We start from the raw sequence: 26,924 nt of genomic DNA, 5'->3' as shown, positions 1-26,924 counted from the left end.
TTTCCCTGCTAACCTGCCTGCTTTCCACGGGGAGGATTGGAATGGCTGAGGCGCAGGCACGACCGAAGGGGTTCAAGCTCCTCAAGGCTGCGCTCAGGACCCGCAAGTCGGCCTCGATGCTGGCCTTCGGATTCTCGTCGGGCCTGCCGTTTGCCTTGCTGATCGGCACGCTCAATGCCTGGCTTGGCGAGGTCAAGATCAACCTCGCCACCATCGGCGTCCTGTCGTGGATCGGCCTCACCTATTCCTTCAAGTTCCTCTGGTCGCCCGTGGTCGACCGGGTCGAGCTTCCCGGCCTCGCCAAAATCGGCCGCCGCAAGAGCTGGATCGTCCTTTGCCAGGCGGTGATGATCCTCGCTTTCGCCGCCTTGGCGCTGACGAACCCGGTGACCAACATCGGCTGGTTTGCCATCTTCGCCGTCATCGCCAGTTTCGCCTCGGCGACCCAGGATGTCGCGGTTGACGCCTGGCGCATCGACGTCGCCGACGAACAGACGCCGGTCGAATTGCTCTCCGCCATCTACCAGTTCGGCTACCGCACCGCCTCGATCGTCGGCGGCGCTTTCGCCTTGTTCCTCGCCGCCCGGATGAGCTGGAGCCTCGTCTATTTGCTGATGGCCGGCTTCATCCTTCTGGCCCTGTTCGTCGCTTTGACCGCCCCTGACACGGAGCGGCCGCCCAAGGGCCTGATGAACGAGCTTCTCTCTCAGCCCGGCGAAATTCAGCCGCGGACCCGGCTCGTCGCACTCGCAATCGTCCTGGTTGCCTGGGCCTGGGCGATCATCACGATCGGCACCTTCATGGTTTCGATGCTCGGTGCTCAGCAGGAAGGCACCAAGGCCCCGTCGGTCGCAGACTTCACCAAGGAACTGGGGCCGTGGATCATCGTCGCCACAGTGTTCGTCCCCTTGGTTGTCGCCGCGACGATGAACTGGCTGAAGGCACGTGGGAAATCGGTGACGACGGAAGCGGATACCAGCCATTCCAGCGGCCGGACCGCCGCCAATCAAATGTACGGAGCCTTGATTTCGCCGCTGGCCGAACTGTCGGGCCGCCTCGGCTGGGGCGTCCTGATCATAATCGGCTTCATCCTGACCTACGCGCTTTGCTACAATATCTGGTCGAGCTTCGCTTTCCCCTTCTATCTCGACTACCTCCACTACACGAAGGACGAGGTCGCCTTCGCCTCGAAAATCTTTGGCATCTTCATGACGATGATCGGCATCAGCCTCGGCGGCTATTTGTTCGCCAAGATCGGCCGTTTCCCGACGGTCCTTATCGGCGCCATCCTGCCCCCGACCGGCAATCTCGTATTTGCCGATCTGGCCGAGGGCGGTCCGAACATCGATGCCTTCGCCCATTTGCTTCGCCTGGACTCGCTCGCCGTGGCCCTGGGCTCCGACGAGCGGATGGTGAGGCTGTTGCTGGCCATCAGCTACGAGAATATTTCGACCGGCATCGCCTTGACCGCCTTCGTCGCCTACCTCTCGAGCATCATCTCCAGGAAGTTCACGGCCGTCCAATATGCGTTGCTGTCGTCGCTGACGTTCCTGGTCGGTTCGCTCGGCCGCGGCGTTGCCGGTGAGGCATTCGACACACTCGGTTATGCAACCGTCTTTCGCTACACCGCCGCCTTCGGTTTCCTGTCGGTCCTGTTCGTCAGCCTCGAATGGATCCGCTCGAACGCCTCCGAACGCAGGTCGGCTCGCGAAGCCGCCGGCTCCAGCACCTCGGCCGAAATGAGCAATCCGACGACCTAGTCGGGGATGGTGCCGTTGGCGCCGAGCGCCTCGCCGGCAAGGTAGAGCGAACCAAAGACCAGCGCGCGTGCCGGCTTGCGGATGGCCGCCAATGCCTGCCCGACCGTCTCGCGCGGATAGGCCTTGAAGCCCTGGTCTCGGGCCATTGCTGCAAGCTCCCCTGGATCCCGGCAGTCGTGGTCGGTGATCGGCAAGGTGTGGACCACGTCCGCAATGCCCGCGAAGGGCTTCAGGATACCCTCCGCATCCTTCGACTTGAGCGCGGCGAACAGGAGGTGGAGGGGGCGTCCGTCAACCCAGTGATGCTTGACCCAGTCGGCAACGAGCCGCGCCGCGGCCGGATTGTGGCCACCGTCGACCCAGAGTTCGCTTCCCACCGGCATCAGCCCCGATAACGGCCCCGACGGCAGCCGCTGCAGCCTGGCCGGCCAGTCCGCCCACCCCATGGCGGCGCTGAATGCCGAGGCCGGGACTTTGAGCCGGTCCTGATGTCTGAGCATGGCGATCGCCAAGCCGGCGTTGAGCGCCTGGTGTCTGCCCGGCAGGCGGGGCACTGGCAACTCAAGCTCGCCCTTTTCATCGGAGTAATGAAGTCGGTTTTGCCGAACGATGGCGTCCCACGCACCGCCACGCGGCAGCCACAAAGCGCCGACGTCGTGCGCAATTTCGCTGATCCGACCGGCGATGTCCTCGGGATATAATTGCGTGATGAGGCGCGCGCCGGCCCGGGCGATGCCAGCCTTCTCGGCGGCAATGTCGATCATTCGGTGCCCGAGGAAATGTTGATGATCGAGGCCAAGGCTGGCGATGGCAGTCACCAGCGGCTTGTCGATCACGTTCGTCGCATCAAGCCGGCCACCGAGCCCGACTTCCAGGATACAGGCATCGGCCGGCACTCTCGCAAAGGCCAGCATGGCGACCGCAGTCGTTGCCTCAAAGAAGCTCGGTTCAATCCCGTCGCTTGCCTCGCGGACCTCCCCCAGCAGAGCCGCAAGTTCGGCATCGTCGATCAGGCGCCCGGCGATCCGGATGCGTTCGTTGAAGCGAACGAGATGCGGGCTAGTGAAGGCATGGACCTTGTGGCCTGACGCTTCGAGCGCGGCGCGCAGGAATGCGCATGTGGAGCCCTTGCCGTTGGTACCGGCGACATGAAGTACCGGCGGCAGCTGATCTTGCGGGCGTCCAAGGCGATCGAGCAGGCGCGTGATGCGGTCGAGGCCGAGTTGGTCGCCCCCAGGCGACAACTTCGAAAGCAAATCCAGCTCGGCCTGAACCCTCGGATCGGCCGAGCGGGCGAAATCGGGCACCTACGCGGCCTTCTTCCCGGCCTTGTTTTTGTCGGGGCCCAGATAGTCGATCAGGTTTGCGAGCTGGTCCTTCAGGTCGTGGCGGCGCACGACCATATCGATGATGCCATGTTCGAGCAGGTACTCGGCGCGCTGGAATCCTTCCGGCAACTTTTCGCGAATCGTCTGTTCGATGACGCGGGCACCAGCGAAGCCGATCAGGGCACCCGGTTCGGCTACCTGGACATCGCCAAGCATGGCGTAGGAAGCGGTAACGCCCCCCGTTGTCGGATCGGTGAGGACGACGATGTAGGGCAGGCCGGCCTCACGGAGTTCCGCAAGCGCCACCGTCGTCCGTGGCATCTGCATGAGGGACAGGATTCCCTCCTGCATGCGGGCGCCGCCCGCCGCTGTGAAGAGAACAAACGGAGCCTTGTCGGCGATCGCTGCACGGACGCCCGCCACGAAGGCGGCGCCCACAGCTACGCCCATCGACCCGCCCATGAAGGCGAAATCCTGTACGCCAACTATCGCGGCCTTGCCGCCAATCTTGCCGCGCGCGTTGATCAGCGCGTCTTTCTCCTCAGTTGAGGACCGCGCCGCCTTGAGGCGATCCGTGTAGCGCTTGGTGTCGCGGAACCGCAGCGGGTCTTCCTTGACCTCGGGCGAGGGCAAGGTCTCATGATGGCCTTTGTCGAACACCTGTTCGAACCGCTCCTTGGGTCCGATGCGGTCATGATGGTCGCAACGCGGGCAAACGAAGAGGTTTTCCTCCCATTCCTTGGTGAAAACCATGGACTCGCACTTGCGGCACTTGTGCCAGAGATTGTCCGTCGTCTGACGCTTGGGAAGGAAGGGAATGCCGCTGCGGACCCGGCTCAGCCAACTCATGGAAACGTCCTCAATTCGAAATCTTGACCGGCGCGTAACGCTTGGGCGGTCCGATTGTCCACTAAAGCGTTGCGGCGATCGCCCTTAGCGCTTCATCGGGGTCGACGGCCGCTGTCACGGGCCGACCAATGACCAGGATCGATGCCCCGGCGTCCATGGCCTTGCGCGGCGTCATCACCCTTTTCTGGTCGGCGCTACTGCCTTCGACAGGGCGAATGCCGGGAACGACGAAGAAGCCGCTGCCCCAGCCACTGCGTGCGGCCTTCACTTCGTTGCCGGAGCAGACAATGCCGTCGAGGCCGGCAGACTTGGCGAGCCTCGCCAGACGCTCGACCTGATCGTGTGGCGATCCGTTGACCCCTGTGGCGGCAAGATCGTCCTCGTCGAGGCTCGTCAGGACAGTGACCGCTACCACCCTCGTCGCAGCGGGAGCAGCGGCCTTTGCTTCTTCCAGCATCGCCTGTCCGCCGGCGCCATGAACCGTTAGGACGGCCGGCTCCAGATAGCGCAGCGCCTGTACCGCCTTGGCGACCGTGTTTGGAATGTCGTGCAGCTTCAAATCAAGGAATATCGGCAGGCCAAGATGGGCAATCTCGGCGACGCCGGCCGGTCCGTTTGCGGCGAAGAACTCGAGGCCAAGCTTGATGCCGCCGGCATGGCGTTTGATCGCCTTTGCCAGGCCCCTCGCTCGTTCGAGATCGGGGGTGTCGATGGCGACGAAGATCGGGCTGCTCATAGCCCATCCTCCTCCGGTGGAGGCGTTGCCGTGGGAGCGGCCGGTACCGCCTTTACTTCTTCTTGGGACAGCCGTCGCCTGACCCGCCAAAGCTTGCCGCGCATGATGAGCCAGGTCGGCAGGAAACCGGCGGTAAAGGTGATCAGCAGAAGCACCGGAATCTTGATGTCGGCCTGGAGGTTCCCCCACAGGTTGAGCGTAATGTCGCTCCAGTTGTTGCTCGCGATGATCGCAACGAAGGCGGCGATCACCACCCAGAACAGGGTCCGCAGGAATTGCATTCGCTCCCCTTTCGCTGGGGCGTCATTAGTTGAGCGCGAAACGGAAGGCTAGGCTGCGAGTCATTCGTCGTGCGCGGACTTCGGTTCGGCGCAGCCGACTCTCTTGACGATTGAGCCGCCGCCGCCCAGCAGCCACACCCGCCGGGGGCGGAGGAAGGCGAGGATTTGGAACGACAATTCAAGATTGGGATCGCCGCGTTCGCGCTCGTGGTCGGCGCACTGGCGGTTGCAAGCACTGGCGGGACCGGGTGGCACGGGAAATCCGGCCAGAAGCAAGTATCCGCGGCCAATCTGCGACTCGCCACCCTTTCGACTTCATCCCGCCGCGACGTCGATTATGCGCTGCTCGATTCCCGCCTGAAACGCCTCGTCGAAAAGCCGACCATGGTCGGGCTGGCCATCGGGATCGTCGAGAACGGCCGGATTACTTTCCTTCACGGCTACGGTGAAACCGTGGAGGGGTCCGGCGATCCCGTGACGCCACAGACGGTTTTCCGGTGGGCATCAGTGTCTAAGGGCGTTGCCGCGACCATGACGGCCAAGCTTGCCGAGCAAGGCAAGGTCAATCTCGACGCGCCGATCGCCACTTACAATACGAGTCTCAGGCTACCCGGCGGCAATGAGCGGGTGGCGACGCTGGGGGACGTGCTTAGCCATCGGCTCGGCATTTATCGCAATGCGTGGGACGACAAGCTTGAAGCCGGCGAGGACCCGCACCTGATCCGCCAATCGCTGGCGACCCTTTCTTCGGTGTGCGCCCCGCATAGCTGCTGGAGCTACCAAAACGTCGCCTATGACACATCGAGCGAAGTGATCTCCCGGGTCACCGGCAAGCCTTATCAGGAGGAAGTGCGCGAGCAGCTTTTCGCGCCGATTGGCATGACCTCCGCCAGTGTCACCAAGGAAGGGCTGGAAAACTCGAAGAGTTGGGCCCGTCCACACAGTGTCGGCCGGCGTCCGCTGGAAGTCAGCGATGCCTATTACAAGGTCCCGGCAGCCGGCGGCGTCAACAGCAACATCAAGGACATGGCGCTGTGGATGATCGCGCAAATGGGCGAGATGCCGGATGTCCTCAGCCCCCGCGTTTTGAATACGATCCATGCACCGCTGGTTTCGACGCCCGGAGAGCGTGGCCGGCTGCGCAAGTTCGCCGAACGCGTGCGCGATCCCTATTACGGCTACGGCTGGCGCAGCTACGATTACGCAGGGCATCATATCGTCGGCCACCGCGGCGGTGTGAATGGATACCGATCGTTGATCCTGTTCGATCCGAAGCTGAAGAGCGGCGTCGTCGCCTTGTGGAACAGCAACACCAGCCAGCCGGGCGGCTTGGAGTTCGAAGTAATGGACATGCTCTATCACCTGCCATTCCGGGACTGGATGGAAGTCGACAGTTCGGGTGCGCCGGTGCCCGATGCCGATGATCAGGTCAGTTCGGGCGACAGCGGCGACAGGCGGCGAGGCTAAGCGGAACGCCCGGTTCGTCGGCGGGTTGGGTGGGCAAGGAGATTCCCGCCATGACCCAAGCCGACGAAGCCGACACGGTGGAACCCATGATCCACGAGGATGACCTGCCCGGTCATGAAAGTCGGCTCGAACCGAAGCCTGACTGGGAGCCGAGGTACAAAGGTTCGGATCGCCTAAAAGGCAAGGTGGCCGTTGTCACCGGTGCTGACAGCGGTATCGGCCGCGCCGTCGCCGCATTGTTCGCCCGGGAAGGTGCCGACATCGCTATCCTCTATTTGTGTGAGCATGATGACGCGGCAAAGACAAAGAGCATCGTCGAAGGCGAGGGCAGCCGCGCGATCGCGATCCCCGGCGACCTTGGCGATCCGCAAGTCTGCGAACAGTCGATCCAAAAGGTCGTCGATGAATTCGGGAAGATCGACATCCTCGTCAACAACGCCGGCGAGCAGCACCCGGATAAGGATGTGCGCGACATCACCGACGACCAGCTCCGCCGGACCTTCCAGAGCAACATCTTCAGCATGTTCTACTTGGTCCAGTCGGCTCGGCCGCACCTCAAGAAGGGAAGCGCGATCATCAACACGACGTCGGTGACCATGTACCAGGGCAGCAAGGCGCTGCTGGATTACAGCTCGACCAAAGGCGCCATCACGGCGTTCACCAGGTCCCTGTCGGAAAACCTGGTCGGCGACGGCATCCGCGTGAATGCAGTTGCGCCGGGTCCGATCTGGACTCCGCTCAATCCCTCAGGCGGCAAGCCACCCGAAGAGCTCAAGGATTTCGGCAAGTCGACGCCTATGGGACGGCCAGGTCAGCCGAATGAGGTCGCGCCCAGCTTCCTGTTCCTGGCCTGCGAGGACTCCAGCTACATGAGCGGGCAGGTCCTGCACCCCAACGGGGGGATCATCGTCAACGGCTGATCAGGCCTTGCCTTCCGACTTGGCGCGCTCCGACTCGCGCCGGGCGTAGGCAATCACGGCCTTTTCCTTCCGATGAGACAGCCAGCGGAAGCCCATTCCGCCGATCGACGTCAGCATCCCGATGGCGACCAGGACCGCCTTCCATTGCGGCTCGTCGGGCTTTGGCCAGGCGACGATACCCAGCAATATGACGCTGACGGTCGAGATGAGATAACCGAGGGCCTTCAGGTCCACGCCAAGCTCCCGTGACAATTCGCTGACAATACGCGCGTCGCCGGAACTGGTGCCATGCGCCCACGTTGTCGCCGCGAACCAAATTTGTGGAGGCGTAAATGGCGGAAACGAAAGCTCAGGATGCGGTCGCGCTTCTGAAGGCAGATCATCGCAAGGTCGAGGACCTGTTCGAGCAGTTCGAGAAAGCGACTGGCGAAGGTCGCAAGCAAAAGCTGGCCCTGCAAATCTGCACCGAACTGTCGATCCACGCGCAGATCGAGGAAGAGATTTTCTATCCGGCCTGCGAGGGCAAGGTCGACGAGGATTTGCTCAAGGAATCCTATGTGGAGCACGACGCTGCAAAGGTTCTGATCGCCGAGATCAGCGCCGGCGAGCCAAGTGACGAATTCTATGACTCCAAGGTCAAGGTTTTGAAGGAAGAGATTGAGCACCACGTCCAGGAAGAAGAGAAGCGCCTTGAAGGCCTATTCGCGCAGGCAAAAAAGGCGGGCCTCGACATGGACTCATTGGGTGAGCAGCTGACGGCCCGAAAACAGGAGTTGCGGGGCCAGATCGAAGCCAACGGCCTGCCAACCCCTGAGCTTAAGACGCTCGAGGAAACAAGTATTTAGGATTTAGAGCCCGCGAATGTCCTCGCTCGGCGGATGCTTAAAATCGTCGTGCAGCCCGTCAACGTAGCGAATGCCGGTGGCGAGCAGGTCGCGATCCAGCCCGTTGATTGTCGCGACCTGGATGGCGACAGTCGGACCGTTCGGCCCCTGACCCTCGGCATGGGTGCGGACACCGCAGGCCGCGCAGCTATGGTAAGTGAGATTGGGTTGTTCCCTGCCTTCGGGCGTCCAGCGATAGTTCGTCAGCTTGTCCTGCCCCATGTCGAGCCGGAAATTCTCGGCCGGGGCAAAGGCGAACCAGGCGCGCGTCTTGCGGCATAGAGAACAATTGCAACGCAAGGTGCCTTTCGCCAGGTCGATGTCGACGGAGTAGCGGACGGCGCCGCAATGACATGAACCGTTCTGGGTCTGCTCGGCCATAAGCCCCTCTCTCCCTAAATTTGCTCCTCAACGCCGAAGATCGACAAATCGAGCCGCTCGCTCTGTCCGAACCAAATGACATTGCGGGTATGGTCGGAAAGATCGTCGCCCGTGGTGGCATGGGCGAAAATCGTGAGGCCGCCGCGATTCAGGACCATCCATTGGGCGAACTCGCCGAAGATCTCGGGCGGAACGGTCAGCTGGCACGAGCCTCGAGGGTGGGGCCCGACGGGATGCAAATGGTAATGACCGACGGGCACACTGAAACGCTCTCGGGCGGCCGCTCCGAGCGTCTGGGCGGCTTCCAGCTGATCCGGATTGAAATAGATGTGGGCGTGAAAATTCTGGATGGGATTCGCGGTCATATCGCCTCCAAGGCCGACATCGGACTGCGGTCACCGGCGCGCAAGAGGGAACGAATCTGTACCCGCCTCTTGCGCCAGCGAGGAATAGGACTATATCGGCCCTATCCAACACATATCGGCTCCGCCGCACGGTGACGTGCGCCCGGGGCTTTTCCTGCCTCTCCGGGCCACGATCTGACCGCGCAACAGATCGAACGAATGGAGGGGATCACCGGGAAGAAGCGCCCGACATCAGACGGACAGCGCCGCGATGGCGCGCGTCCAGAGCGCAGGGAATATACATGGCGACCAAGGCGATCGACGCACCCCGCAAGGCCAAGGCGGGGACGAAGACCAACCAGCGGCGTATCCGCAAGATTTTCGGTAACATCCACGAAATCAGCGACATGCCGAACCTCATCGAGGTTCAGCGTGAAAGCTATGAGCAGTTCCTCCGCTCCGACCCGGCCATTGGCTATGTATCGGGCCTGGAGAAGACGCTCCGTTCGGTCTTCCCTATCGTCGACTTCGCCGGCACGGCGCATCTCGACTTCGACCGCTACGAGCTCGAGCCGCCAAAGTACGACACCGACGAGTGCCGCCAGCGCGGCCTGACCTATGCCGCTCCGATGCGCGTGACCTTGCGCCTGACCAGCTTCGAAATCGATCCTGACACGGAAGCCAAGTCGGTCATCGATATTAAGGAGCAGGACGTTTACATGGGCGACATGCCGCTCATGACCATGAACGGCACTTTCATCATCAACGGCACCGAGCGCGTCATCGTTTCCCAGATGCACCGCAGCCCGGGTGTGTTGTTCGACCATGACCGCGGCAAGACCCACGCCAGCGGCAAGTACCTCTTCGCCGCTCGCGTCATTCCGTACCGCGGCAGCTGGCTGGACTTCGAGTTCGACGCCAAGGACATCGTCAACGTCCGCATCGACCGCAAGCGCAAGCTGCCGGTGACGGCGCTGCTGCACGCGCTCGGTCTGTCGAGCGAGGAAATCCTCAACACCTTCTACAACCGCGTGACCTACGTCCGCGGCAAGAACGGTTGGCAGATTCCCTATTCGTCAGAGAGCTGGCGCGGCCAGAAGCCGACCCACGACGTTGTCGACGCCGATAGCGGCGAGGTCATCTTCAAGGGCCACGAGAAGATCACCCCGCGCAAGGCGAATGCCGCCGCCAAGGATGGACTCAAGAACGTCATCATCCCGACCGAGGAAATCTTCGGCCGTTTCTCGGCCTATGACCTCATCAACGAGAAGACCGGCGAGATCTACATCGAGGCCGGCGACGAGGTCAGCCCCGAGAACCTCGAGAAGCTCGACAAGGCCGGTGTCGACCGCCTCGAACTGCTCGACATCGACTATGTCAACACAGGCCCTTGGATCCGCAACACCTTGAAGGCGGACAAGTCCGAAGATGGCGACAGCGCTTTGTCCGACATCTACCGCGTCATGCGCCCCGGCGAGCCGCCGACCCGCGAAACCGCGGACGCGCTCTTCTATGGCCTGTTCTTCGATTCCGAGCGCTACGATTTGTCGGCCGTCGGCCGCGTCAAGCTCAACATGCGCTTGGGCCTCGATGCAGAGGATACCGTCACCACGCTGCGCCGCGAGGATATCCTGGCGGTCGTGCAGGAGCTGGTGAACCTCAAGGACGGCAAGGGCGAGATCGACGACATCGACAACCTTGCCAATCGCCGCGTCCGTTCGGTCGGCGAGCTGCTGGAGAACCAGTATCGCGTCGGCCTACTGCGTATGGAGCGCGCGGTGAAGGAGCGCATGAGCAGTGTCGATGTGTCGACGGTCATGCCGAACGACCTCATCAACGCCAAGCCGGCGGTCGCAGCGGTGCGCGAGTTCTTCGGTTCGTCGCAGCTGTCGCAGTTCATGGACCAGACCAACCCGCTGTCGGAAGTCACCCACAAGCGCCGCGTTTCGGCGCTTGGGCCGGGCGGCCTCACCCGTGAGCGCGCCGGCTTCGAAGTCCGCGACGTTCACCCGACGCACTATGGCCGCATCTGCCCGATCGAGACCCCGGAAGGCCCGAACATCGGCCTCATCAACTCGCTCGCCAGCTTCAGCCGCGTCAACAAGTACGGTTTCATCGAGACCCCGTACCGCAAAGTCGTCGACCAGAAGGTGACCAACGAGGTCGTCTATTTGTCGGCGATGGAAGAAGCCAAGCACACGATCGCGCAGGCGAACGCTGAGCTCGACGCCAAGGGCGGCTTTGCCGAGGACATCATCTCGGCCCGCCGTGCCGGCGACTTCCTGATGGCACCGCGCGACCAGATCACGTTGATGGACGTCTCGCCGAAGCAGCTGGTTTCGGTGGCTGCCTCGCTGATCCCGTTCCTCGAAAACGACGACGCCAACCGCGCCCTAATGGGCTCGAACATGCAGCGCCAGGCCGTGCCCTTGCTGCAGGCTGACGCGCCGCTGGTCGGCACCGGCATGGAAGAGACGGTCGCTCGCGATTCCGGCGCTGCCATCGCTGCACGCCGCTCGGGTATCGTCGACCAGGTCGATGCGACCCGCATCGTCGTACGCGTCACCGGCGAACTCCGCGCTGGTGAATCGGGCGTCGACATCTACACGCTGATGAAGTTCCAACGCTCGAACCAGAACACCTGCATCAACCAGCGCCCGCTGGTGAAGGTCGGTGACACGGTCGAGGCCGGCGAGATTATCGCCGACGGTCCGTCGACGCAGTTCGGCGAGCTGGCGCTGGGCCGCAACGTCCTCGTCGCGTTCATGCCGTGGAACGGCTACAACTACGAGGACTCGATCCTGATCTCCGAGCGGATCGTGAAGGACGACGTCTTTACCTCGATCCACATCGAAGAGTTCGAGGTCATGGCCCGCGATACCAAGCTCGGGCCGGAAGACATCACCCGCGACATCCCGAACGTCGGTGAGGAGGCGCTGCGCAACCTCGACGAGGCCGGCATCGTTTATATCGGTGCCGAGGTCGAGCCGGGCGACATCCTGTGCGGCAAGATCACGCCGAAGGGCGAAAGCCCGATGACACCGGAAGAGAAGCTCCTCCGCGCCATCTTCGGCGAAAAGGCCAGCGACGTTCGCGACACCTCGCTTCGCCTGCCGCCGGGCGTTTCCGGAACCGTGGTCGAGGTCCGCGTCTTCAACCGTCACGGCATCGACATCGACGACCGTACCCGCGCCATCCAGACGGAAGAGAAGGAGCGCCTGAAGAAGGACGCTGACGACGAGCGCGGCATCCTCAACCGCGCCACCTTCGCCCGCCTCAAGGAAATGCTCCTGAAGCAGACGGCGACCGCCGTTCCGAAGGGCATCAAGAAGGGCGCGACCCTGGACGAAGCGACGCTGGACGCCGCCGAGCGTCACGACTGGTGGAAGATCGCCGTCAAGGACGACAAGCGTCAGGCCGACCTCGAGGCCCTCAAGGCCCAGTATGACGAGGCCGCCGCGGTCATCAATCGCAAGTTCGAGGACCGCGTCGAGAAGCTCGAGCGCGGCGACGAGCTGCCGCCGGGCGTGCTGAAGATGGTCAAGGTCTTCGTCGCGGTGAAGCGCAAGCTGCAGCCCGGCGACAAGATGGCCGGCCGTCACGGCAACAAGGGCGTCATCAGCCGCATCCTGCCGATCGAGGACATGCCGTTCCTCGAAGACGGGACGCATGCCGACATCGTTTTGAACCCGTTGGGCGTGCCTTCGCGCATGAACGTCGGCCAGATCTTCGAAACCCACCTCGGCTGGGCCGCCCGCGGCCTCGGCCGTCAGATCGGCGAGATGCTGGAAGGCATGCACGCCAAGGGCGGTGAGCTTGCCGGCAAGGACATCAAGGAAGTCCGCGCCAAGCTGAAGGACGTCTATGGCGACGGCTATGCCAAGGACATCGACGCGCGCAGCGACGATGACATCATGGAGATGGCCAGCAACCTCGTCGGCGGCATCCCGATGGGCACTCCGGTGTTCGACGGCGCCCGCGAAGGCGATGTGTCCGACATGCTGACCAAGGCCGGCATCGACACTTCGGGCCAGTCGACGCTTTACGATGGCCGCACCGGCGAGCCGTTCGACCGCAAGGTGACGCTCGGCATCATCTACATGCTGAAGCTGCACCATCTCGTGGACGACAAGATCCACGCGCGTTCGATCGGTCCGTACAGCCTCGTCACCCAGCAGCCGCTAGGCGGCAAGGCGCAGTTCGGCGGTCAGCGTTTCGGCGAAATGGAAGTCTGGGCCCTCCAGGCCTACGGCGCCGCCTACACGCTGCAGGAAATGCTGACCGTGAAGTCGGACGACGTCATCGGCCGCACCAAGGTCTATGAGGCGATCGTCAAGGGCGACGACACGTTCGAGGCCGGCATTCCCGAGAGCTTCAACGTGCTCGTCAAGGAAATGCGCAGCCTGGGTCTCAGCGTTGAACTCGATTCCATCGAGAGCGAGGACGACGAACCCACCGCCATCGCCGCCGAATAACCAGATACCACTTACGCCCTCTCCTCACAGGGAGAGGGCAGGAGTTTGAGATGAACGAACTGACCAACTTCGCCAACCCGGTCGCCAAGCCGGAGACGTTCGACCAGATCCGGATCGGCATTGCCTCCCCGGACAAGATCCGCAGCTGGTCCTTCGGCGAGATCAAGAAGCCGGAGACGATCAACTACCGCACGTTCAAGCCGGAGCGTGACGGCCTGTTCTGCGCGCGCATCTTCGGTCCGATCAAGGACTATGAGTGCCTGTGCGGCAAGTACAAGCGCATGAAGTACAAGGGCATCGTGTGCGAGAAGTGCGGCGTCGAGGTGACCGTTTCCAAGGTCCGCCGCGAGCGCATGGGCCACATCGAGCTGGCCGCCCCGGTTGCCCACATCTGGTTCCTGAAGTCGCTGCCGAGCCGCATTGGCCTGCTGCTCGACATGCAGCTGAAGCAGCTGGAGCGCATCCTCTATTTCGAGTCCTATGTTGTCATCGAGCCGGGCCTGACCCCCCTTGAGAAGTATCAGCTCCTCACCGAGGACGAGCTCCTGCAGGCGCAGGACGAATATGGCGAGGACGCCTTCTCCGCCGGCATCGGCGCCGAGGCCGTCAAGCAGATGCTGATGGACCTCGACCTGGTCGGCGAGAAGGAAGAGCTTCTCAAGGAGCTGGCCGAGACGAAGTCGGAGCTGAAGCCCAAGAAGATCATCAAGCGCCTGAAGGTCGTCGAGAGCTTCATCGATTCCGGCAACCGCCCGGAATGGATGATCCTGGACGTCGTTCCGGTCATCCCGCCCGAGCTGCGCCCGCTGGTGCCGCTGGACGGTGGTCGCTTCGCGACGTCGGACCTCAATGACCTCTATCGCCGTGTCATCAACCGTAACAACCGCCTGAAGCGCCTGATGGAGCTGCGCGCTCCGGACATCATCGTCCGCAACGAAAAGCGCATGCTTCAGGAAGCCGTTGATGCTTTGTTCGATAACGGCCGTCGCGGCCGCACGATCACCGGGGCCAACAAGCGTCCGCTGAAGTCGCTGTCCGACATGCTCAAGGGCAAGCAGGGCCGCTTCCGCCAGAACCTGCTCGGCAAGCGCGTCGACTATTCGGGCCGTTCGGTCATCGTCACCGGTCCGGAGCTCAAGCTCCACCAGTGCGGCTTGCCGAAGAAGATGGCGCTCGAGCTGTTCAAGCCGTTCATCTACTCGCGCCTCGACGCCAAGGGCCTCAGCATGACGCTGAAGCAGGCGAAGAAGTGGGTCGAGAAAGAGCGCAAGGAAGTCTGGGACATCCTCGACGAGGTGATCCGCGAGCATCCGGTTCTCCTGAACCGCGCACCGACGCTTCACCGCCTCGGCATCCAGGCGTTCGAGCCGGTCCTCATCGAGGGCAAAGCGATCCAGCTTCACCCGCTGGTCTGCGCTGCCTTCAACGCCGACTTCGACGGCGACCAGATGGCCGTGCACGTCCCGCTGAGCCTCGAGGCCCAGCTGGAAGCGCGCGTCTTGATGATGTCGACCAACAACATCCTGTCGCCCGCCAACGGCAAGCCGATCATCGTTCCGTCGCAGGACATGGTTCTCGGCCTCTACTACCTCAGCCTCGAAAAAGAGGGTGAGCCGGGCGAGGGCATGCTCCTCAGCGACATGACCGAGGTCCACCAGGCCCTGGCCGCCGGCGCCGTGACCCTTCATTCGAAGATCACCAGCCGCGTCCCGCAGACGGACGAGGAAGGCAATACCTACATGAAGCGGTTCGAGACGACCGCCGGCCGCATGCTGCTGGGCGAGACCCTGCCGAAGAGCCACAAGGTGCCCTTCGAGACCGTCAACCGCCTGCTGACCAAGAAGGAAATCGGCGACGTCATCGACATCGTCTATCGCCACACCGGCCAGAAAGAGACGGTGCTGTTCGCCGACGCCATCATGGCGCTTGGCTTCCGCCACGCGTTCCGTGCCGGCATTTCCTTCGGCAAGGACGACATGGTCATCCCGGCCGAGAAGGAAAAGCTGGTCGATGATACCCGCGCGCTGGTGAAGGATTATGAGCAGCAGTATCAGGACGGCCTGATCACCCAGCAAGAAAAGTACAACAAGGTGATCGACGCCTGGTCGCGTTGCGGTGACCAGGTTGCGACGGCAATGATGAAGGAGATTTCATCGACGCCGAAGCAGGCCGACGGCCGCGAGGCTCCGGTCAACTCGATCTACATGATGGCCCACTCCGGCGCCCGAGGTTCGCAGGCCCAGATCAAGCAGCTGGCCGGCATGCGCGGCCTGATGGCGAAGCCGTCGGGCGAGATCATCGAGACGCCGATCATTTCGAACTTCAAGGAAGGCCTGACCGTCCTTGAATACTTCAACTCGACCCACGGCGCCCGCAAGGGCCTGGCCGACACGGCGCTCAAGACGGCGAACTCGGGTTACCTGACCCGCCGTCTCGTCGACGTGTCGCAGGACGCGGTCATCATCGAGGAAGATTGCGGCACCGACCGCGCGCTGGAAATGCGTGCGATCGTGCAGGGCGGCGCGACCATTGCTTCGCTCGGCGACCGCGTTCTGGGCCGGACCACGGCCGAGGATATCCTCGACCCGAAGACCAACGAGGTCATCATCCCCGAAGGCGCACTGCTCGACGAGGCCATGGTCCTCAAGATCGAGGAACTGGGCCTCCAGGGCATGAAGATCCGCTCGCCTTTGGTCTGCGCCTCGAAGCAGGGCGTGTGCGGCAAGTGCTATGGCCGTGACCTTGCTCGCGGTACGCCCGTGAACATCGGCGAGGCGGTCGGCGTCATCGCCGCCCAGTCGATCGGTGAGCCGGGCACCCAGCTGACGATGCGGACCTTCCACATCGGCGGTGCGGCGCAGCTCAACGAGCAGTCGAACCTCGAGGCGCCGGTCGACGGCACCATCGAGTTCCGGGACATGCCGACGATTACGGACCCGCGCGGCCGGCACATCTCGCTGTCGCGCTCGGGCGAAATGGCGATCCTCGACATGGACGGGCGCGAACTCTCGACGCACCGCGTGCCTTATGGTGCGCATCTGCTCTGCGAGAGTGGTCACATTGTCAGTCGTGGCGACCGTATCGCTGAATGGGACCCCTCGTTCAGCCCGGTCATCACCGAAAAGGCCGGCACGGTGAAGTACCAGGACCTGATCGAAAACCGGACCATGACCGAGCAGACCGACGAGTCCACCGGTATCGTCCAGCGTGTCGTCACCGAGGACGCTGCCAAGTCGAAGAAGGACGACCTTCGTCCGCGCCTGACCCTGACGGGTGAAGGTGCCAAGGAAGCGGGCGTCTACCGCCTGGCGGCGGGTGCGATCGTTGCCATCGACGATGGCCAGACGGTCGAGGCCGGCGAAGTGCTCGCCCGTATGCCGCGTGAAGCCGCGCGTACGCGTGACATCACCGGCGGTCTGCCGCGCGTCGCCGAACTCTTCGAGGCCCGCAAGCCGAAGGAGAATGCGATCATCGCCAAGGTGTCCGGCAAGGTCACCTTCAAGAAGGACTATAAGGCGAAGCGTAAGATCGCGATCGTTCCGGACGACGGTTCGGCCGAGGTCGAATATCTGGTGCCGAAGTCGAAGGTCATCGACGTGCAGGAAGGTGATTACGTCAAGCGCGGCGACAACCTCGTCGGCGGTTCGCCGGATCCGCATGACATCCTGGAAGTGCTCGGCGTCGAGGCGCTGGCCGAATATCTCGTTGCCGAGATCCAGGAAGTCTATCGACTGCAGGGCGTGAAGATCAACGACAAGCACATCGAGGTGATCGTTCGCCAGATGCTGCAAAAGGTTGAGATCACCGATGGCGGCGACACCGTTCTCCTCGCCGGCGAGCAAGTCGACCGCGACGAGATGGATGAAGCCAACGCCAAGCTCGAGAAGAAGCAGAAGAAGGCTGAAGGCAAGCCGGTGCTGCTCGGCATCACCAAGGCGTCGCTGCAGACCCGCAGCTTCATCTCGGCGGCTTCGTTCCAGGAGACGACCCGTGTCCTCACCGAAGCCTCGGTGCAGGGCAAGATCGACACCCTTAACGGGCTCAAGGAGAACGTCATTGTCGGCCGCCTCATCCCGGCGGGCACCGGCGCCGGCATGAACCGGATGCGGGTTGCGGCCTCCAGCCGCGATGCCTCGCTCCGTGCGGCGCAGCGCAAGCTGCAGGAAGCCCTGATCCTGCCGAACACTGCTGCTGAAGAGCATGCGGCCGAGCTGGCCCAGGGTCCGGAAGCGGCGACCAACAGCGAGCCGCTGGCGGATGTCGTGCCCTCGGGCAATGGCACCGACGCCGATGCCGGGGACTACCTCAACTAAGGCTCGTTAGAGTCGACCAACAAAAAGCCCCGCCGGAGACAATCCGGCGGGGCTTCTTTTTTGGTCTCTGGGCCGGGCGCTGGCTTAGCAGTTGCCCTGATGGATCACGTTCTCGGTGCAGTTGGCGGCAGACTGGACGTCCTGGCCCGCCCCACGGACCGTATTGCAACCGCCAATGGTCAGGCCGACGGTGATCAGCGCCATCGTCGCAATCTTACGAAACATTTCTGGTCTCCCCATGGTGCTCTCAAAACCATGGCCTTTTCGCCTGACTCGCCGCTGAATGGAATCCCTTCCGTAACGAAAAGCCCCGCCAAAAGGCGGGGCTCCGTTGAAATCAGCGGCGATTGGCTCAGCAGTTGCCGTTGTGGATGGCATTCTCGGTGCAATTGGCGGCGGACTGAACGTCTTGGCCGGCGCCGCGAACGGTGTTGCAGGCCGCGACCATCAGGCCGCCACCGATCAGAACCATGGTCATGACCTTGCGAAGCATCTTATTCTCTCCTGTTACCGGATGCGCAACGAACGCCGAAACCGCAATCAAGTTCATTCCATAAGCGCGGTTGCGCCATTCAGACGGCGACAGGCGCTGAAATGTGAGGGTGCGGATCATAGGCTTCGAAAGCGAAATCCTCTGCCTCGTAATTGAACAGGTCTTGGCCGCGATCCTTGAGGACCAACTGCGGCAGTGAGCGCGGCTGGCGCGACAGCTGGGTCCGCGCCTGCTCCAGATGGTTTGAATAGAGGTGCACGTCGCCGCCGGTCCAGACGAAGACGCCGGGCTCCAGCCCGCATTCGCGCGCGAGCATGTGCGTCAGCAGCGCATAGCTGGCGATGTTGAACGGGACGCCGAGGAAGAAATCGGCACTGCGCTGGTAAAGCTGAAGGTTGAGGCGGCCCGCTGCCACCTGCGTCTGGAACAGGCAATGGCAGGGCGCGAGTGCCATCTTGGCAATCTCGCCCGGGTTCCACGCAGTCACGATCTGGCGGCGTGATGACGGGTCCTTGCGGATCAGTGCGATGAGGTCGGCTATCTGGTCGACGTGGCGGCCGTCGCTTGTCTCCCAGTCGCGCCATTGCTTTCCATAAACCGGCCCAAGATCACCATGTTCGTCGGCCCATTCGTTCCAGATGCTGACCTTGCGGTCCTGCAGCCAGCGGACGTTGGTGTCGCCGCGCAGGAACCACAAGAGTTCGACGATGATCGAGCGAAGGTGCAGCTTCTTGGTGGTCAGCAGAGGAAAACCGTGCGCCAGATCAAAGCGCAACTGCGCACCAAACAGCGACAAGGTGCCGGTGCCTGTGCGGTCCTGTTGTTCGACGCCTTCGTCGAGGATTCTGGTCATGAGGTCGAGATATTGCCGCATGAGGCGTAGACTAGCCGAAGTGGTGCGCCCGGCAAGCGGAACGGTGTGCTGCGGCCAATGGTTTCTGTGGACGGAGACGGCTGATGATCGACTTTGCCGCCGAGCGCGATGCAATGGTCGAACACACCATTCGCCGGCGCGGGCTCGACAGGCCCGCTTTGCTGGCGGCCTTCCGCACCGTCCCGCGGGAGGAGTTCGTCAGCGGCAACTATGCCGGCCATGCCTATGATGATGGGCCGCTGCCGATCGAATCCGGCCAGACAATTAGCCAGCCTTACATCGTCGCTCTGACCATCGACGCCGCGGGGATTGGGCCGACGGACAAGGTGCTCGAGATCGGTGCCGGGTCTGGCTACGCTGCCGCCATTCTCGGGCAGATGGCCAGAGAAGTCATCGCGATCGAGCGGCATGCGGAGCTGGTTGAGCTGGCCCGGGAGCGCATCGAGCGCCTCCGCTATGACAATGTCCGCATTGTGGAGGGCGACGGAAGCCGTGGATGCCCGGCCGAGGCGCCCTTCGACGCCGTCGTGGCTGCCGCCAGCGGCAGCCACGTGCCGACCGTGCTTGTTGACCAGCTAAAGCCCGGCGGTCGGATCGTCATGCCCATCGGCGCGCCGCACAGCATCCAGTCCCTGGTCAAGCTAACCAAGAAGGAGGACGGGACGCTGGAACGCGAGGATCTGGGAGCCGTGCGGTTCGTGCCCCTGATCGGTGAGCACGGGTTTGCGAATACGACATTCTGAAAAGGGCGGACCTTGCGGCCCGCCCTCCTGAGGAAGTCCAATAGGGGGTTTAGCGGTTGTGGTCGCCGCCTTGATTGCTGCGGCCGCTCTTGCTGGCGCCGGTGCGGCGTTTGCGGTCGCTCATCTGCTGGCTGCTGCGGCTGGTGCGGTTGCCGCGATTGTCACTGCGGTTAGGCATTTCCTTGTCTCCTTCGACGATCCGAAGATCAATGCGAGAGAAACGGCCAAGTCATTGAAATCGCTTAATCGCTTGCCGCAACCGAGCCACTGCTAGTCGTTACAGCGCGGAATCCGTCCTCAGGATTTGCGGATTTCGGCGATGGTGCGAGCGTTGCTGATCACTTCGACGTCGGTGATGCAGTGGAGAAGGCGTATGCCCTTGCGTTCCATCGCCCGAGCCAAAGCGGGGGAAAAGGCCTCGGTCGTTTCGACCCGCTCGGACCAGCCACCATACGCCTCGACGAGCTTTGCGAAGTCGGGATTGCTCAGGGACGTAGCGCTCAGCCGAGCCGGATATTCACGCTCCTGGTGCATGCGGATGGTGCCGTAGCTGCCGTTGTCGACCAGGATGACGATCAGGTCGGCGCCATATTGCGCCGCCGTCGCCAGTTCCTGCCCGTTCATCAGGAAATCGCCGTCTCCCGCCACGCAAACCACGGTGCGATCCCTGAATCGCAATGCCGCCGCGACCGAAGCGGGCAAGCCATATCCCATCGTGCCGCTGGTCGGCGCCAGTTGGGACGGCGTGCAGGCATAGTGCCAGTACCGGTGCCACCAGCCGGAGAAATTACCGGCTCCGTTGCAGATGATCGCGTCATGCGGGAGCGCATCGCGCATCGTCTTGACGCAGGGGCCGAGGTCCATCCCAACGCCCCCACGAGCCTTGGGCTCCGACCACTCAAGCCACTCGCGATGCGCTTCCTCGCCGGCCGAAAAGCGAACGAGGTCCGGGTCATTCCACTCGTCTACCATCTCCGCAAATTCGCCCATGTCGGCGACGATGGGGAGGTCGGCGTGATAGACGCGGCCGAGCTCGTTCGGGTCGGGGTGAACGTGGACGATGGTCTGGCCCGGATGGTCGGGCGTGACCAGCGTATAGCCGTCAGTGGTTGCTTCACCGAGCCTGGGGCCGACAACCAGCAGCAGGTCGGCATCGCGGATGCGCTGCTGCAGCTTCGGGTTGGGGCCGTAGCCGAGCTGGCCGGCGTAGACGCCGCACTTATTGTCGACGGCATCCTGGCGGCGGAAGGCGGCGGCGGTCGGAATGCCGTGCCGGAAGGCGAAGTTGGCGAAGTGATGCGCCGCGCGCGGGCTCCAGTCGGCGCCGCCGATGATGGCGACCGGGTTGGTTGCTTCCTTCAATAGTTCGAACATGGCCTGGACCGCGCCCGGATCAGGGCCTTCCGCGACCGGCGGCACGGCCGGGCGGTCACGGGCCTCAACCTCGTCCGTCAGCATGTCCTCAGGAATGGCAAGAACGACCGGGCCCGGACGACCGGCCGTGGCGACGCGATACGCCCGGGCGACATATTCCGGAATCCGGCGCGCATCGTCGATCCGCGCCGCCCATTTGGCGATCGGGCAGAAGAAGGCGGGGAAGTCGATCTCCTGAAACCCCTCGCGGTCCTTGTCTCCGCGCGACAGGTCGCCGACGAACAGGATCATCGGGGTCGAGTCCTGGAAGGCGACATGGACTCCGGCGCTAGCGTTGGTCGCGCCAGGGCCGCGGGTGACGAAGGCGATGCCCGGGCGGCCGGTCATCTTGCCGTCGGCATCTGCCATATAAGCGACCCCGCCTTCCTGCCGGCAGACGGTGACGTCGATTTCGGGCGTATCGTGCAGCGCGTCGAGCACGGCGAGGAAGCTCTCGCCCGGAACGGTGAAGATGCGATCGCAGCCCTGGATCTTGAGCTGGTCGACGAGAATGCGGCCCCCGGTGCGCTTGGTCATGGCCGCCGCTTAGCGGCTCGCGCGACCGAAGTGGAGTGAAAGCTTGCTCGCCTCTCGTTTCGAGCGCACAACGAAATCGTAAGCGTAGCCCGCCAACCAGACGGGGGCTCGGGGATGGGGATCCTGATTGCAGGAATATTGGCGGCGGCATCAGCCGCGCCGCCACTGCACTATAGTTTCGAAGTCCGCCGCGCCGAGGGCACGATTTACAACCCCTGGACGCAAAGCGACGATCGGGTCGAACTGCGCTCCTTCGTCGGCTCGGGCGCGAAACCGGGCGATTTCGTCGCTCCAGTCATGCACGTGTCCCCCGGACAGCAACTGTCGATCGATCTCGACAACAAGCTCGAGCCCTGCACCGACAAGCAACGCGCCGACCAACTCTGCTTCAACGATACCAATCTCCACACCCACGGCCTGTGGGTTTCGCCGTCAGGCAACAGCGACAATGTCCTGGTCACCATCAAGCCCGGCGATCAGTTTCACTACAAATATGAAATTCCCGTCGAGCACCCGGCCGGGACCTTCTGGTACCATCCGCACCAGCATGGCGCGGGCTTCGTCCAGGTCGGCAGCGGCATGGCGGGGGCGTTGATCGTTACTGGCAACCGCCTGCCAACTGCGACCAGCCCGGGCGACGTGGATGTCCTGCTGAAGGACGAGACCGGCCGGCCGTTTCCCGAGCGGGTCATGATCTTCCAGCACATCGTTTACGGCTGCTTCGACGAGAAGGGCCGGATCGAGGGCGAGCGCACCAAGAAGGACGATCCGGTACGGCCGTTCACCTGCAAGGCCGGGGAGGTTGGTCGAGTCGAGAGCTTCGATAACGACTGGTCGTGGCGCTATTCGGGCCGCTTCACCGGCATCAATGGCAGGGTCGAACCGGAACTGGCAGCGGCAAAGGCCGGCGGTTTCGAGCGCTGGCGGATGATCAATGCGGGCAGGGGCGAGCCGATGCGGATGCGCCTCTATCGCCTCGATCCGTCGGCCCCAGCGCTTCGTGCGGTGAAAGGCGAAGCGCAGATTGCATGGCGGGAGCGCTACTGCACGGGCCAGCCATTGCCGATGTGGGAACTCGCGCTCGACGGGCTGACACGCACCGCTATCCGCAAAACCGACGTTGCCGTCCTCTTCCCGGGCGAACGCAAGGACGTGTTGGTCCGGCTGCCGGAGCGCGGCCGTTATTGCATCGTCAATGACACTACGCCCGACAATCCCCCGAAGTTCGATCCTCCCAATCCTTCACGGGCGATCACGACGGTGGAAGCCAAGGGCGGCCGGACGTCGAGCGAAAGCTCCGACGGCCTGCTTCAGACCGCCTTGATCCGCGCCGCCGAAAGAGCGCTTCCTGGAACGGACGCCTCAGCCATTCGCAGCAAGGTGATCGCGGACCTCAAGGACGGGCTGAAGCTAACGTCGTTCGACTGGCACAAGCCGGTGCAGGATGCCGAAATCAGCGGCTATCGCGAAGCGATCATCAATATCGTTGGCGGTCCGGAACACGGCGCGTTCAGGATCAACGGCAGGGCCTATGAGCACGGCCGGATCGACCAGGTGCTGCCCTTGGGCAAGGCGGAGGAGTGGGAAGCGGTGGCGCTGGTCGAGGACCACCCGCTGCATATCCATGTGAACCCGTTCGAGATCGTCTCGATCACCGATGAAGACGGGAGGGACCGGACAGATCCCAAGGGGCCAGCCTACGATCCCGATTATGCGGGGATGATCGGTCAGTGGAAGGACACGGTTCTCGTCAAGGAGAACGACCGGGTCATCTTCCGCACCCGCTACGAGCGCTTCACCGGCGACTTCGTCCTGCACTGCCACATCCTGTTCCACGGCGACCATGGGATGATGCAGAATCTACGGATCGCGGCAGAAGGCGATGAAGCCATGCCGCCATCGCACGCCGCACATTAGCGGCGGCTGGAGTGCCTCGCTTCGCCGAGGCGCAGTGCCTCGACCACGGCGTCGACCGCGCATTTGCTGGAGAGATCCACAAGCGTGTCGGCCTCGCGGTGGCTTTCGACCGTCGCCAGCCGGTGCACGCGGTTGGAGATATCGCGCAACTCGCTGATCGATTGTTCGGACAGCTGGCTCTGGTCCTGCAGCAGGCGGTCGAGCACCGGCTCCGCAAGCGGCGTCGCGAACTCGATGCCGGCGAACTCATGCGCCCGCCAGACGATGCGGCAATATTGGGTCTCGAGCCCGGTAATGCTCAGCATCACCCAGGTATCGGGCGTGGACGCCGACTGCGCCTCGACGCGGCAGCCGTGTGTCGAGATATCGATCACCTTGACGCCGACGCGGCTGCGGCCCGGCTCGCGGATCGTCGCGCTGAGTCTCAGGCCCGTGCGCGGCGCGCGGCGGCGCTCCTCCTGGCCGTCCGGCAAGTCGGCCTCGCGGCCCATCAGGCGTGGCCTTCCAGGATGGCGCCGATGCCGCCTTCGGACTGGATGCGCTCGGCAAGCGTGCCGCGCGGCAGGTCCTGCTTCAGCGCCCAGCCGAGCACGGCTTCGAGCTGCTTGATGGTCGGTTCGTCGCAGGTGCCGTCGAAGGCCAGCTTGACCACCGGCTTCATCGGCGAACGCAGCTGGATCTTCAGGCCCTGGGCCTCGACGAGGCGGAGATATTCCTCCGGCTGTTCTTCGGCATCGAGCGCAAAGTCGTAGGCGGCGCTGAGCCCTTCGTAGAGGGCCATATTGCTGCGGATCTGCGCTTCGCGGGCCTCTTCGGCCAGCGTGCGGACATCGGTCAGTTTGCTCTGCAATGTACCCTCCACTTGATGCGCGGGTTCAGGGGCCGGCTCGGGCTGCGCTTCGGGCAGCTCGGCGGCGGGTTGCTCTTCTTCAGGCTCCGCTTCCGGCAAGTTTGCGGCCGGTGCTTCATCGATGACCTCTTCCGGAAGGACGGCCGCCTCTTCCTCTGCCGGCTCCTCCTCGACGAAGGATTCGGGCGGCAGGTCGGGCCCGGCCTGAACGACCTTGCCGTAGAAACCACCAAGGCTTTCCATGAACTTGGTGAAGCCGGGCTTCTGCGGCGCTTCTTCCTCGTAGCTGGCTTCATATTCCGGCTCGGGCTCGGGTTCCGGTTCGACGAGGGCCACGGGTTCTTCCTCGGCCACCGCCTCGATGGTCTCCTCGACCGGTTCGGGTTCGGGTTCGACGAATTCCTCGGCCGTTTCCGGCTCAGGCTCGGCGGCGGCCTCGGCCTGTTCATATTCCTCGTCGAGCGGGGCCAGTGGAACGGTGAAGGGCTCCGGCTCAGCCTCGGCGACCTCCGGTTCCTCCTCGACGGTTTCAGGTTCAACCTCGGCAACTTCGGTTTCCGGCTCGACCTCCGCGACTTCAGCCTCCGCCTCGACCGCTTCGGGTTCAGGCTCGGCGGCCGCTTCCTCTTCCGCCACGACCTCGGCCACGGCTTCCGCGGCGCCCGCCGTATCGAGGCTGACGTAGCCGTAGACGAAGTCGATCCACGTCCCGTTCTGGCTGAACGGCAGCAAGGTCACCCAGCAGCGGACGGTGCCTTGCTCGCCCTCGTACCGGTCCTCGAAGGCATAGGCCTCGCGGCAGGCGGCGACGATCGGCAGCTTGGAATGGATGCAGGCGAGCAGGGACGGCGCGGAGGCGTCGGAGATGCGCTCGACGTCATTGCCGTCGCGGATGGCCTGGCCGAAATGCTTGACGATCGCGTCCTCGCCGCCGCCGATCATCTCCAGCAGCACGCTCCACGGGCCGGCGTCGGAGATTTCCAGCGGATCCAAATCGCGGATCGGCGGGAATTGCCGGTTGGAACGGATCGACTGCCAGTAATTGAAGACGGTCGCATGCTTGCGACGCTCCGCAGGGTCGATGGTCTTCAGGGAATCGAGCAGGGCTTCGGCGCTGTGATCGCCGACAGAATCTAGCTTGGGAATGGGCGCGCCCATCCTCACCTCCGGTTGAAACGAGTCGCCGGGGATTCTGGGCTTCGCGGTTCTACCAAAGGGTTAAGAACGGGGTGGGGAAATAGTGTCCCGGAAAGGGACGGCAAATGTCTGCTCTGGGTCGAAAGCGGAGGCAGCAACTTTGAGTAGCAAGCCGACGCTTAGGCGGGTGGCAAACCCTGCGCCTTGCGCTGTGCGGGGGTAAGTTCATAAGAAGCAAGGCAGCGGTCACCTGGCGCGCCCAGGCCGTTGTAGCAGACGGCCTTCAGCATTTTCGTGATGGGGTGGTCCGGGCCACAATAACGTTTGGCCTTGGCGATGCTGTAGGCTGTGTCGCCCCAGAAATTGCGGTTCTGAACATCATAACCGCCTTCCAACAGCGTTCGTCCGAGCAGCATCATCTTGCGCTGGTCGTGCGACGGGTCCCACTCGCACATGTTGAGCAGGTAGCTCATCGCGTTGGTGCCATCCTTGTCGAACATAGCGTTGGGGTCCCATCCCGCGGCGAGCATCGTTTCGATCTTGCCGATGTCGAGCCCGCGCAGCGCATTGGCTGCGTCCTGCTGCGAATAGGTGACCTTCGTCTTTGCCGCATCGGCATGCTCAGTCGGCGAAAAGGCGACGGCCAAGGCGGCGAGACCGACCGCCAAGCCTGCCGCCAAGATCATCAATCGCGGAAAAGCCGGTGCAGGCTTAGCTGCGGCAATGGCGTGCCCAGAGAGTTGGGCCGAACTGTCCAACGCCGGACCACTGGCCACCTGCATGGGCGAGCCGCCATTCAGCTCCACCTCGACAGGAATGCGATAGCCGACCCCCGACACGGTTTCGATGATCTCATGCCCATCGTCACCCAGCGCCTTCCGGAGCTTGCCCACTGCTGTTGGTAACGAAGCCTCGACGACGTGGACCTGCGGCCAGATGTTGTGGAGGAGTTCCTCCTTGGTGACGACATCACCCGCTTTCAGGAGAAGCTCGCGCAGAAGCTCGAGAGGTTTGGCCTCGGCGTAAACGCGCCTGCCATCGACAACCAACGTCCAGTTGGCCTCGTCGAAGACGCAGCCGGCGAAGCGCCAGCGGCGACGGCTCAGGCGTTCAGCACCGCTCATTCTTCACGGCCCCCCGGCCCTTCAGAAAAACTTCAGAACGACTTCATGACACATTCCAGCGGTTTAGCAACATTTGATTAACGGGAATTAAACAAGCC

General features: G+C 63.2%; 23 protein-coding genes. 9 read left to right on the top strand and 14 right to left on the bottom strand.

Features of this window, described 5'->3' with window-relative positions:
- Positions 1–41 precede the first annotated feature (41 nt).
- The gene (locus LZ536_RS11700) at positions 42–1,760 is read left to right on the top strand and encodes an AmpG family muropeptide MFS transporter (RefSeq protein WP_249848965.1); all 1,719 of its coding nucleotides are present in this window, start codon (positions 42–44) and stop codon (positions 1,758–1,760) included.
- Here the strand turns inward: LZ536_RS11700 and LZ536_RS11695 are convergent.
- The 4 genes from LZ536_RS11695 to LZ536_RS11680 all read right to left on the bottom strand — a co-directional run bounded on the left by LZ536_RS11695 (position 1,757) and on the right by LZ536_RS11680 (position 4,954).
- Positions 1,757–3,067 carry a bifunctional folylpolyglutamate synthase/dihydrofolate synthase gene (locus tag LZ536_RS11695; RefSeq protein WP_249848964.1) on the bottom strand — a complete coding sequence of 437 codons (1,311 nt, stop codon included), beginning with the start codon at positions 3,065–3,067 and terminating at the stop codon, positions 1,757–1,759. The genes LZ536_RS11700 and LZ536_RS11695 overlap by 4 nt on opposite strands.
- Positions 3,068–3,937, bottom strand: a complete 870-nt coding sequence (gene accD, locus LZ536_RS11690; protein WP_249848963.1) for an acetyl-CoA carboxylase, carboxyltransferase subunit beta — start codon at positions 3,935–3,937, stop codon at positions 3,068–3,070. It abuts the gene before it with no gap.
- A 61-nt stretch (positions 3,938–3,998) separates the two neighbouring features.
- Entirely contained in the window at positions 3,999–4,673 is a 675-nt protein-coding gene (pyrF, locus tag LZ536_RS11685; RefSeq protein ID WP_249848962.1) for an orotidine-5'-phosphate decarboxylase, read from the bottom strand.
- The gene (locus LZ536_RS11680; RefSeq protein WP_249848961.1) at positions 4,670–4,954 is read right to left on the bottom strand and encodes a lipopolysaccharide assembly protein LapA domain-containing protein; all 285 of its coding nucleotides are present in this window, start codon (positions 4,952–4,954) and stop codon (positions 4,670–4,672) included. Before LZ536_RS11680 ends, pyrF begins: the two co-directional genes overlap by 4 nt.
- Positions 4,955–5,119: 165 nt before the next feature.
- On the opposite strand from LZ536_RS11680, the gene LZ536_RS11675 reads away from it, so the two are divergent.
- Both LZ536_RS11675 and LZ536_RS11670 read left to right on the top strand, forming a co-directional pair.
- Positions 5,120–6,421 (top strand): serine hydrolase domain-containing protein, encoded by a 1,302-nt coding sequence (locus LZ536_RS11675; protein WP_249848960.1) that lies wholly within the window; start codon positions 5,120–5,122, stop codon positions 6,419–6,421.
- A gap of 50 nt (positions 6,422–6,471) precedes the next feature.
- A complete protein-coding gene (locus LZ536_RS11670; RefSeq protein WP_249848959.1) occupies positions 6,472–7,341 on the top strand; it encodes an SDR family oxidoreductase in 870 nt (289 codons plus the stop codon).
- On the opposite strand, the gene LZ536_RS11665 is transcribed toward LZ536_RS11670, so the two are convergent.
- Positions 7,342–7,575 (bottom strand): hypothetical protein, encoded by a 234-nt coding sequence (locus tag LZ536_RS11665; protein WP_249848958.1) that lies wholly within the window; start codon positions 7,573–7,575, stop codon positions 7,342–7,344.
- 98 nt (positions 7,576–7,673) lie between these two features.
- Here LZ536_RS11665 and LZ536_RS11660 point away from each other — a divergent pair, with 98 nt between their 5' ends.
- Positions 7,674–8,186, top strand: a complete 513-nt coding sequence (locus tag LZ536_RS11660; protein ID WP_249848957.1) for a hemerythrin domain-containing protein — start codon at positions 7,674–7,676, stop codon at positions 8,184–8,186.
- 3 nt (positions 8,187–8,189) lie between these two features.
- Here the strand turns inward: LZ536_RS11660 and LZ536_RS11655 are convergent, their stop codons facing one another.
- Together LZ536_RS11655 and LZ536_RS11650 are read right to left on the bottom strand one after the other, a co-directional pair.
- Positions 8,190–8,606, bottom strand: a complete 417-nt coding sequence (locus LZ536_RS11655) for a GFA family protein (protein ID WP_249848956.1) — start codon at positions 8,604–8,606, stop codon at positions 8,190–8,192.
- A 14-nt stretch (positions 8,607–8,620) separates the two neighbouring features.
- On the bottom strand, positions 8,621–8,971 hold the full coding sequence (locus LZ536_RS11650) for a DOPA 4,5-dioxygenase family protein (RefSeq protein ID WP_249848955.1): 351 nt from the start codon (positions 8,969–8,971) through the stop codon (positions 8,621–8,623).
- Between the two features lie 281 nt (positions 8,972–9,252).
- Between LZ536_RS11650 and rpoB the strand changes: the two genes are divergently transcribed.
- Complete coding sequence (gene rpoB, locus LZ536_RS11645) at positions 9,253–13,425, top strand: DNA-directed RNA polymerase subunit beta (protein WP_249848954.1); 4,173 nt, start codon at positions 9,253–9,255, stop codon at positions 13,423–13,425.
- 50 nt (positions 13,426–13,475) lie between these two features.
- The gene (rpoC, locus tag LZ536_RS11640) at positions 13,476–17,738 is read left to right on the top strand and encodes a DNA-directed RNA polymerase subunit beta' (protein ID WP_249848953.1); all 4,263 of its coding nucleotides are present in this window, start codon (positions 13,476–13,478) and stop codon (positions 17,736–17,738) included.
- Positions 17,739–17,822: 84 nt separating this feature from the next.
- Here the strand turns inward: rpoC and LZ536_RS11635 are convergent, their stop codons facing one another.
- From LZ536_RS11635 to LZ536_RS11625, 3 genes are all read right to left on the bottom strand, one after another.
- Positions 17,823–17,963, bottom strand: a complete 141-nt coding sequence (locus tag LZ536_RS11635) for an entericidin EcnA/B family protein (protein ID WP_249848952.1) — start codon at positions 17,961–17,963, stop codon at positions 17,823–17,825.
- A gap of 127 nt (positions 17,964–18,090) precedes the next feature.
- Entirely contained in the window at positions 18,091–18,231 is a 141-nt protein-coding gene (locus tag LZ536_RS11630; RefSeq protein ID WP_249848951.1) for an entericidin EcnA/B family protein, read from the bottom strand.
- 79 nt (positions 18,232–18,310) lie between these two features.
- On the bottom strand, positions 18,311–19,105 hold the full coding sequence (locus LZ536_RS11625; RefSeq protein WP_249848950.1) for a thymidylate synthase: 795 nt from the start codon (positions 19,103–19,105) through the stop codon (positions 18,311–18,313).
- An 83-nt stretch (positions 19,106–19,188) separates the two neighbouring features.
- Between LZ536_RS11625 and LZ536_RS11620 the strand changes: the two genes are divergently transcribed.
- Positions 19,189–19,848, top strand: coding sequence for a protein-L-isoaspartate(D-aspartate) O-methyltransferase (locus LZ536_RS11620; protein WP_249848949.1), 660 nt, complete (start codon positions 19,189–19,191; stop codon positions 19,846–19,848).
- 58 nt (positions 19,849–19,906) lie between these two features.
- Positions 19,907–20,122, top strand: a complete 216-nt coding sequence (locus LZ536_RS13195; RefSeq protein WP_431357947.1) for a hypothetical protein — start codon at positions 19,907–19,909, stop codon at positions 20,120–20,122.
- Between the two features lie 23 nt (positions 20,123–20,145).
- Here the strand turns inward: LZ536_RS13195 and LZ536_RS11615 are convergent, their stop codons facing one another.
- Complete coding sequence (locus LZ536_RS11615) at positions 20,146–21,798, bottom strand: thiamine pyrophosphate-binding protein (RefSeq protein WP_249848948.1); 1,653 nt, start codon at positions 21,796–21,798, stop codon at positions 20,146–20,148.
- Positions 21,799–21,912: 114 nt separating this feature from the next.
- On the opposite strand from LZ536_RS11615, the gene LZ536_RS11610 reads away from it, so the two are divergent.
- On the top strand, positions 21,913–23,715 hold the full coding sequence (locus LZ536_RS11610) for a multicopper oxidase family protein (RefSeq protein ID WP_249848947.1): 1,803 nt from the start codon (positions 21,913–21,915) through the stop codon (positions 23,713–23,715).
- Here LZ536_RS11610 and LZ536_RS11605 read toward each other — a convergent pair.
- The 3 genes from LZ536_RS11605 to LZ536_RS11595 all read right to left on the bottom strand — a co-directional run bounded on the left by LZ536_RS11605 (position 23,712) and on the right by LZ536_RS11595 (position 26,826).
- Positions 23,712–24,206 carry a PilZ domain-containing protein gene (locus LZ536_RS11605; protein WP_249848946.1) on the bottom strand — a complete coding sequence of 165 codons (495 nt, stop codon included), beginning with the start codon at positions 24,204–24,206 and terminating at the stop codon, positions 23,712–23,714. The genes LZ536_RS11610 and LZ536_RS11605 overlap by 4 nt on opposite strands.
- Positions 24,206–25,723 carry a PAS domain-containing protein gene (locus tag LZ536_RS11600; protein ID WP_249848945.1) on the bottom strand — a complete coding sequence of 506 codons (1,518 nt, stop codon included), beginning with the start codon at positions 25,721–25,723 and terminating at the stop codon, positions 24,206–24,208. Before LZ536_RS11600 ends, LZ536_RS11605 begins: the two co-directional genes overlap by 1 nt.
- Before the next feature lie 158 nt (positions 25,724–25,881).
- Positions 25,882–26,826 (bottom strand): winged helix-turn-helix domain-containing protein, encoded by a 945-nt coding sequence (locus tag LZ536_RS11595; RefSeq protein WP_249848944.1) that lies wholly within the window; start codon positions 26,824–26,826, stop codon positions 25,882–25,884.
- Positions 26,827–26,924 lie beyond the last annotated feature (98 nt).

The organism is Sphingomonas alba, from assembly GCF_023516555.1.
In the GTDB taxonomy this organism is placed as follows: Bacteria; Pseudomonadota; Alphaproteobacteria; order Sphingomonadales; family Sphingomonadaceae; genus Sphingomicrobium; species Sphingomicrobium album.
Note: the sequence above shows the minus strand (reverse complement) of the source record. Positions and strands in the feature narration are given on the sequence as shown.

Coding starts and splice junctions, on each gene's coding strand:
- LZ536_RS11700 (WP_249848965.1), top strand. CDS start 42: ATGGCTGAGGCGCAGGCACGACCGAAGGGGTTCAAGCTCCTCAAGGCT.
- LZ536_RS11610 (WP_249848947.1), top strand. CDS start 21,913: ATGGGGATCCTGATTGCAGGAATATTGGCGGCGGCATCAGCCGCGCCG.
- LZ536_RS11650 (WP_249848955.1), bottom strand. CDS start 8,971: ATGACCGCGAATCCCATCCAGAATTTTCACGCCCACATCTATTTCAAT.
- LZ536_RS11680 (WP_249848961.1), bottom strand. CDS start 4,954: ATGCAATTCCTGCGGACCCTGTTCTGGGTGGTGATCGCCGCCTTCGTT.
- LZ536_RS11635 (WP_249848952.1), bottom strand. CDS start 17,963: ATGTTTCGTAAGATTGCGACGATGGCGCTGATCACCGTCGGCCTGACC.
- LZ536_RS11620 (WP_249848949.1), top strand. CDS start 19,189: ATGATCGACTTTGCCGCCGAGCGCGATGCAATGGTCGAACACACCATT.
- LZ536_RS11615 (WP_249848948.1), bottom strand. CDS start 21,798: ATGACCAAGCGCACCGGGGGCCGCATTCTCGTCGACCAGCTCAAGATC.
- rpoC (WP_249848953.1), top strand. CDS start 13,476: ATGAACGAACTGACCAACTTCGCCAACCCGGTCGCCAAGCCGGAGACG.
- rpoB (WP_249848954.1), top strand. CDS start 9,253: ATGGCGACCAAGGCGATCGACGCACCCCGCAAGGCCAAGGCGGGGACG.
- LZ536_RS11600 (WP_249848945.1), bottom strand. CDS start 25,723: ATGGGCGCGCCCATTCCCAAGCTAGATTCTGTCGGCGATCACAGCGCC.
- LZ536_RS11630 (WP_249848951.1), bottom strand. CDS start 18,231: ATGCTTCGCAAGGTCATGACCATGGTTCTGATCGGTGGCGGCCTGATG.
- LZ536_RS11625 (WP_249848950.1), bottom strand. CDS start 19,105: ATGCGGCAATATCTCGACCTCATGACCAGAATCCTCGACGAAGGCGTC.
- LZ536_RS11595 (WP_249848944.1), bottom strand. CDS start 26,826: ATGAGCGGTGCTGAACGCCTGAGCCGTCGCCGCTGGCGCTTCGCCGGC.
- LZ536_RS11605 (WP_249848946.1), bottom strand. CDS start 24,206: ATGGGCCGCGAGGCCGACTTGCCGGACGGCCAGGAGGAGCGCCGCCGC.
- accD (WP_249848963.1), bottom strand. CDS start 3,937: ATGAGTTGGCTGAGCCGGGTCCGCAGCGGCATTCCCTTCCTTCCCAAG.
- LZ536_RS11655 (WP_249848956.1), bottom strand. CDS start 8,606: ATGGCCGAGCAGACCCAGAACGGTTCATGTCATTGCGGCGCCGTCCGC.
- LZ536_RS11670 (WP_249848959.1), top strand. CDS start 6,472: ATGACCCAAGCCGACGAAGCCGACACGGTGGAACCCATGATCCACGAG.
- pyrF (WP_249848962.1), bottom strand. CDS start 4,673: ATGAGCAGCCCGATCTTCGTCGCCATCGACACCCCCGATCTCGAACGA.
- LZ536_RS11660 (WP_249848957.1), top strand. CDS start 7,674: ATGGCGGAAACGAAAGCTCAGGATGCGGTCGCGCTTCTGAAGGCAGAT.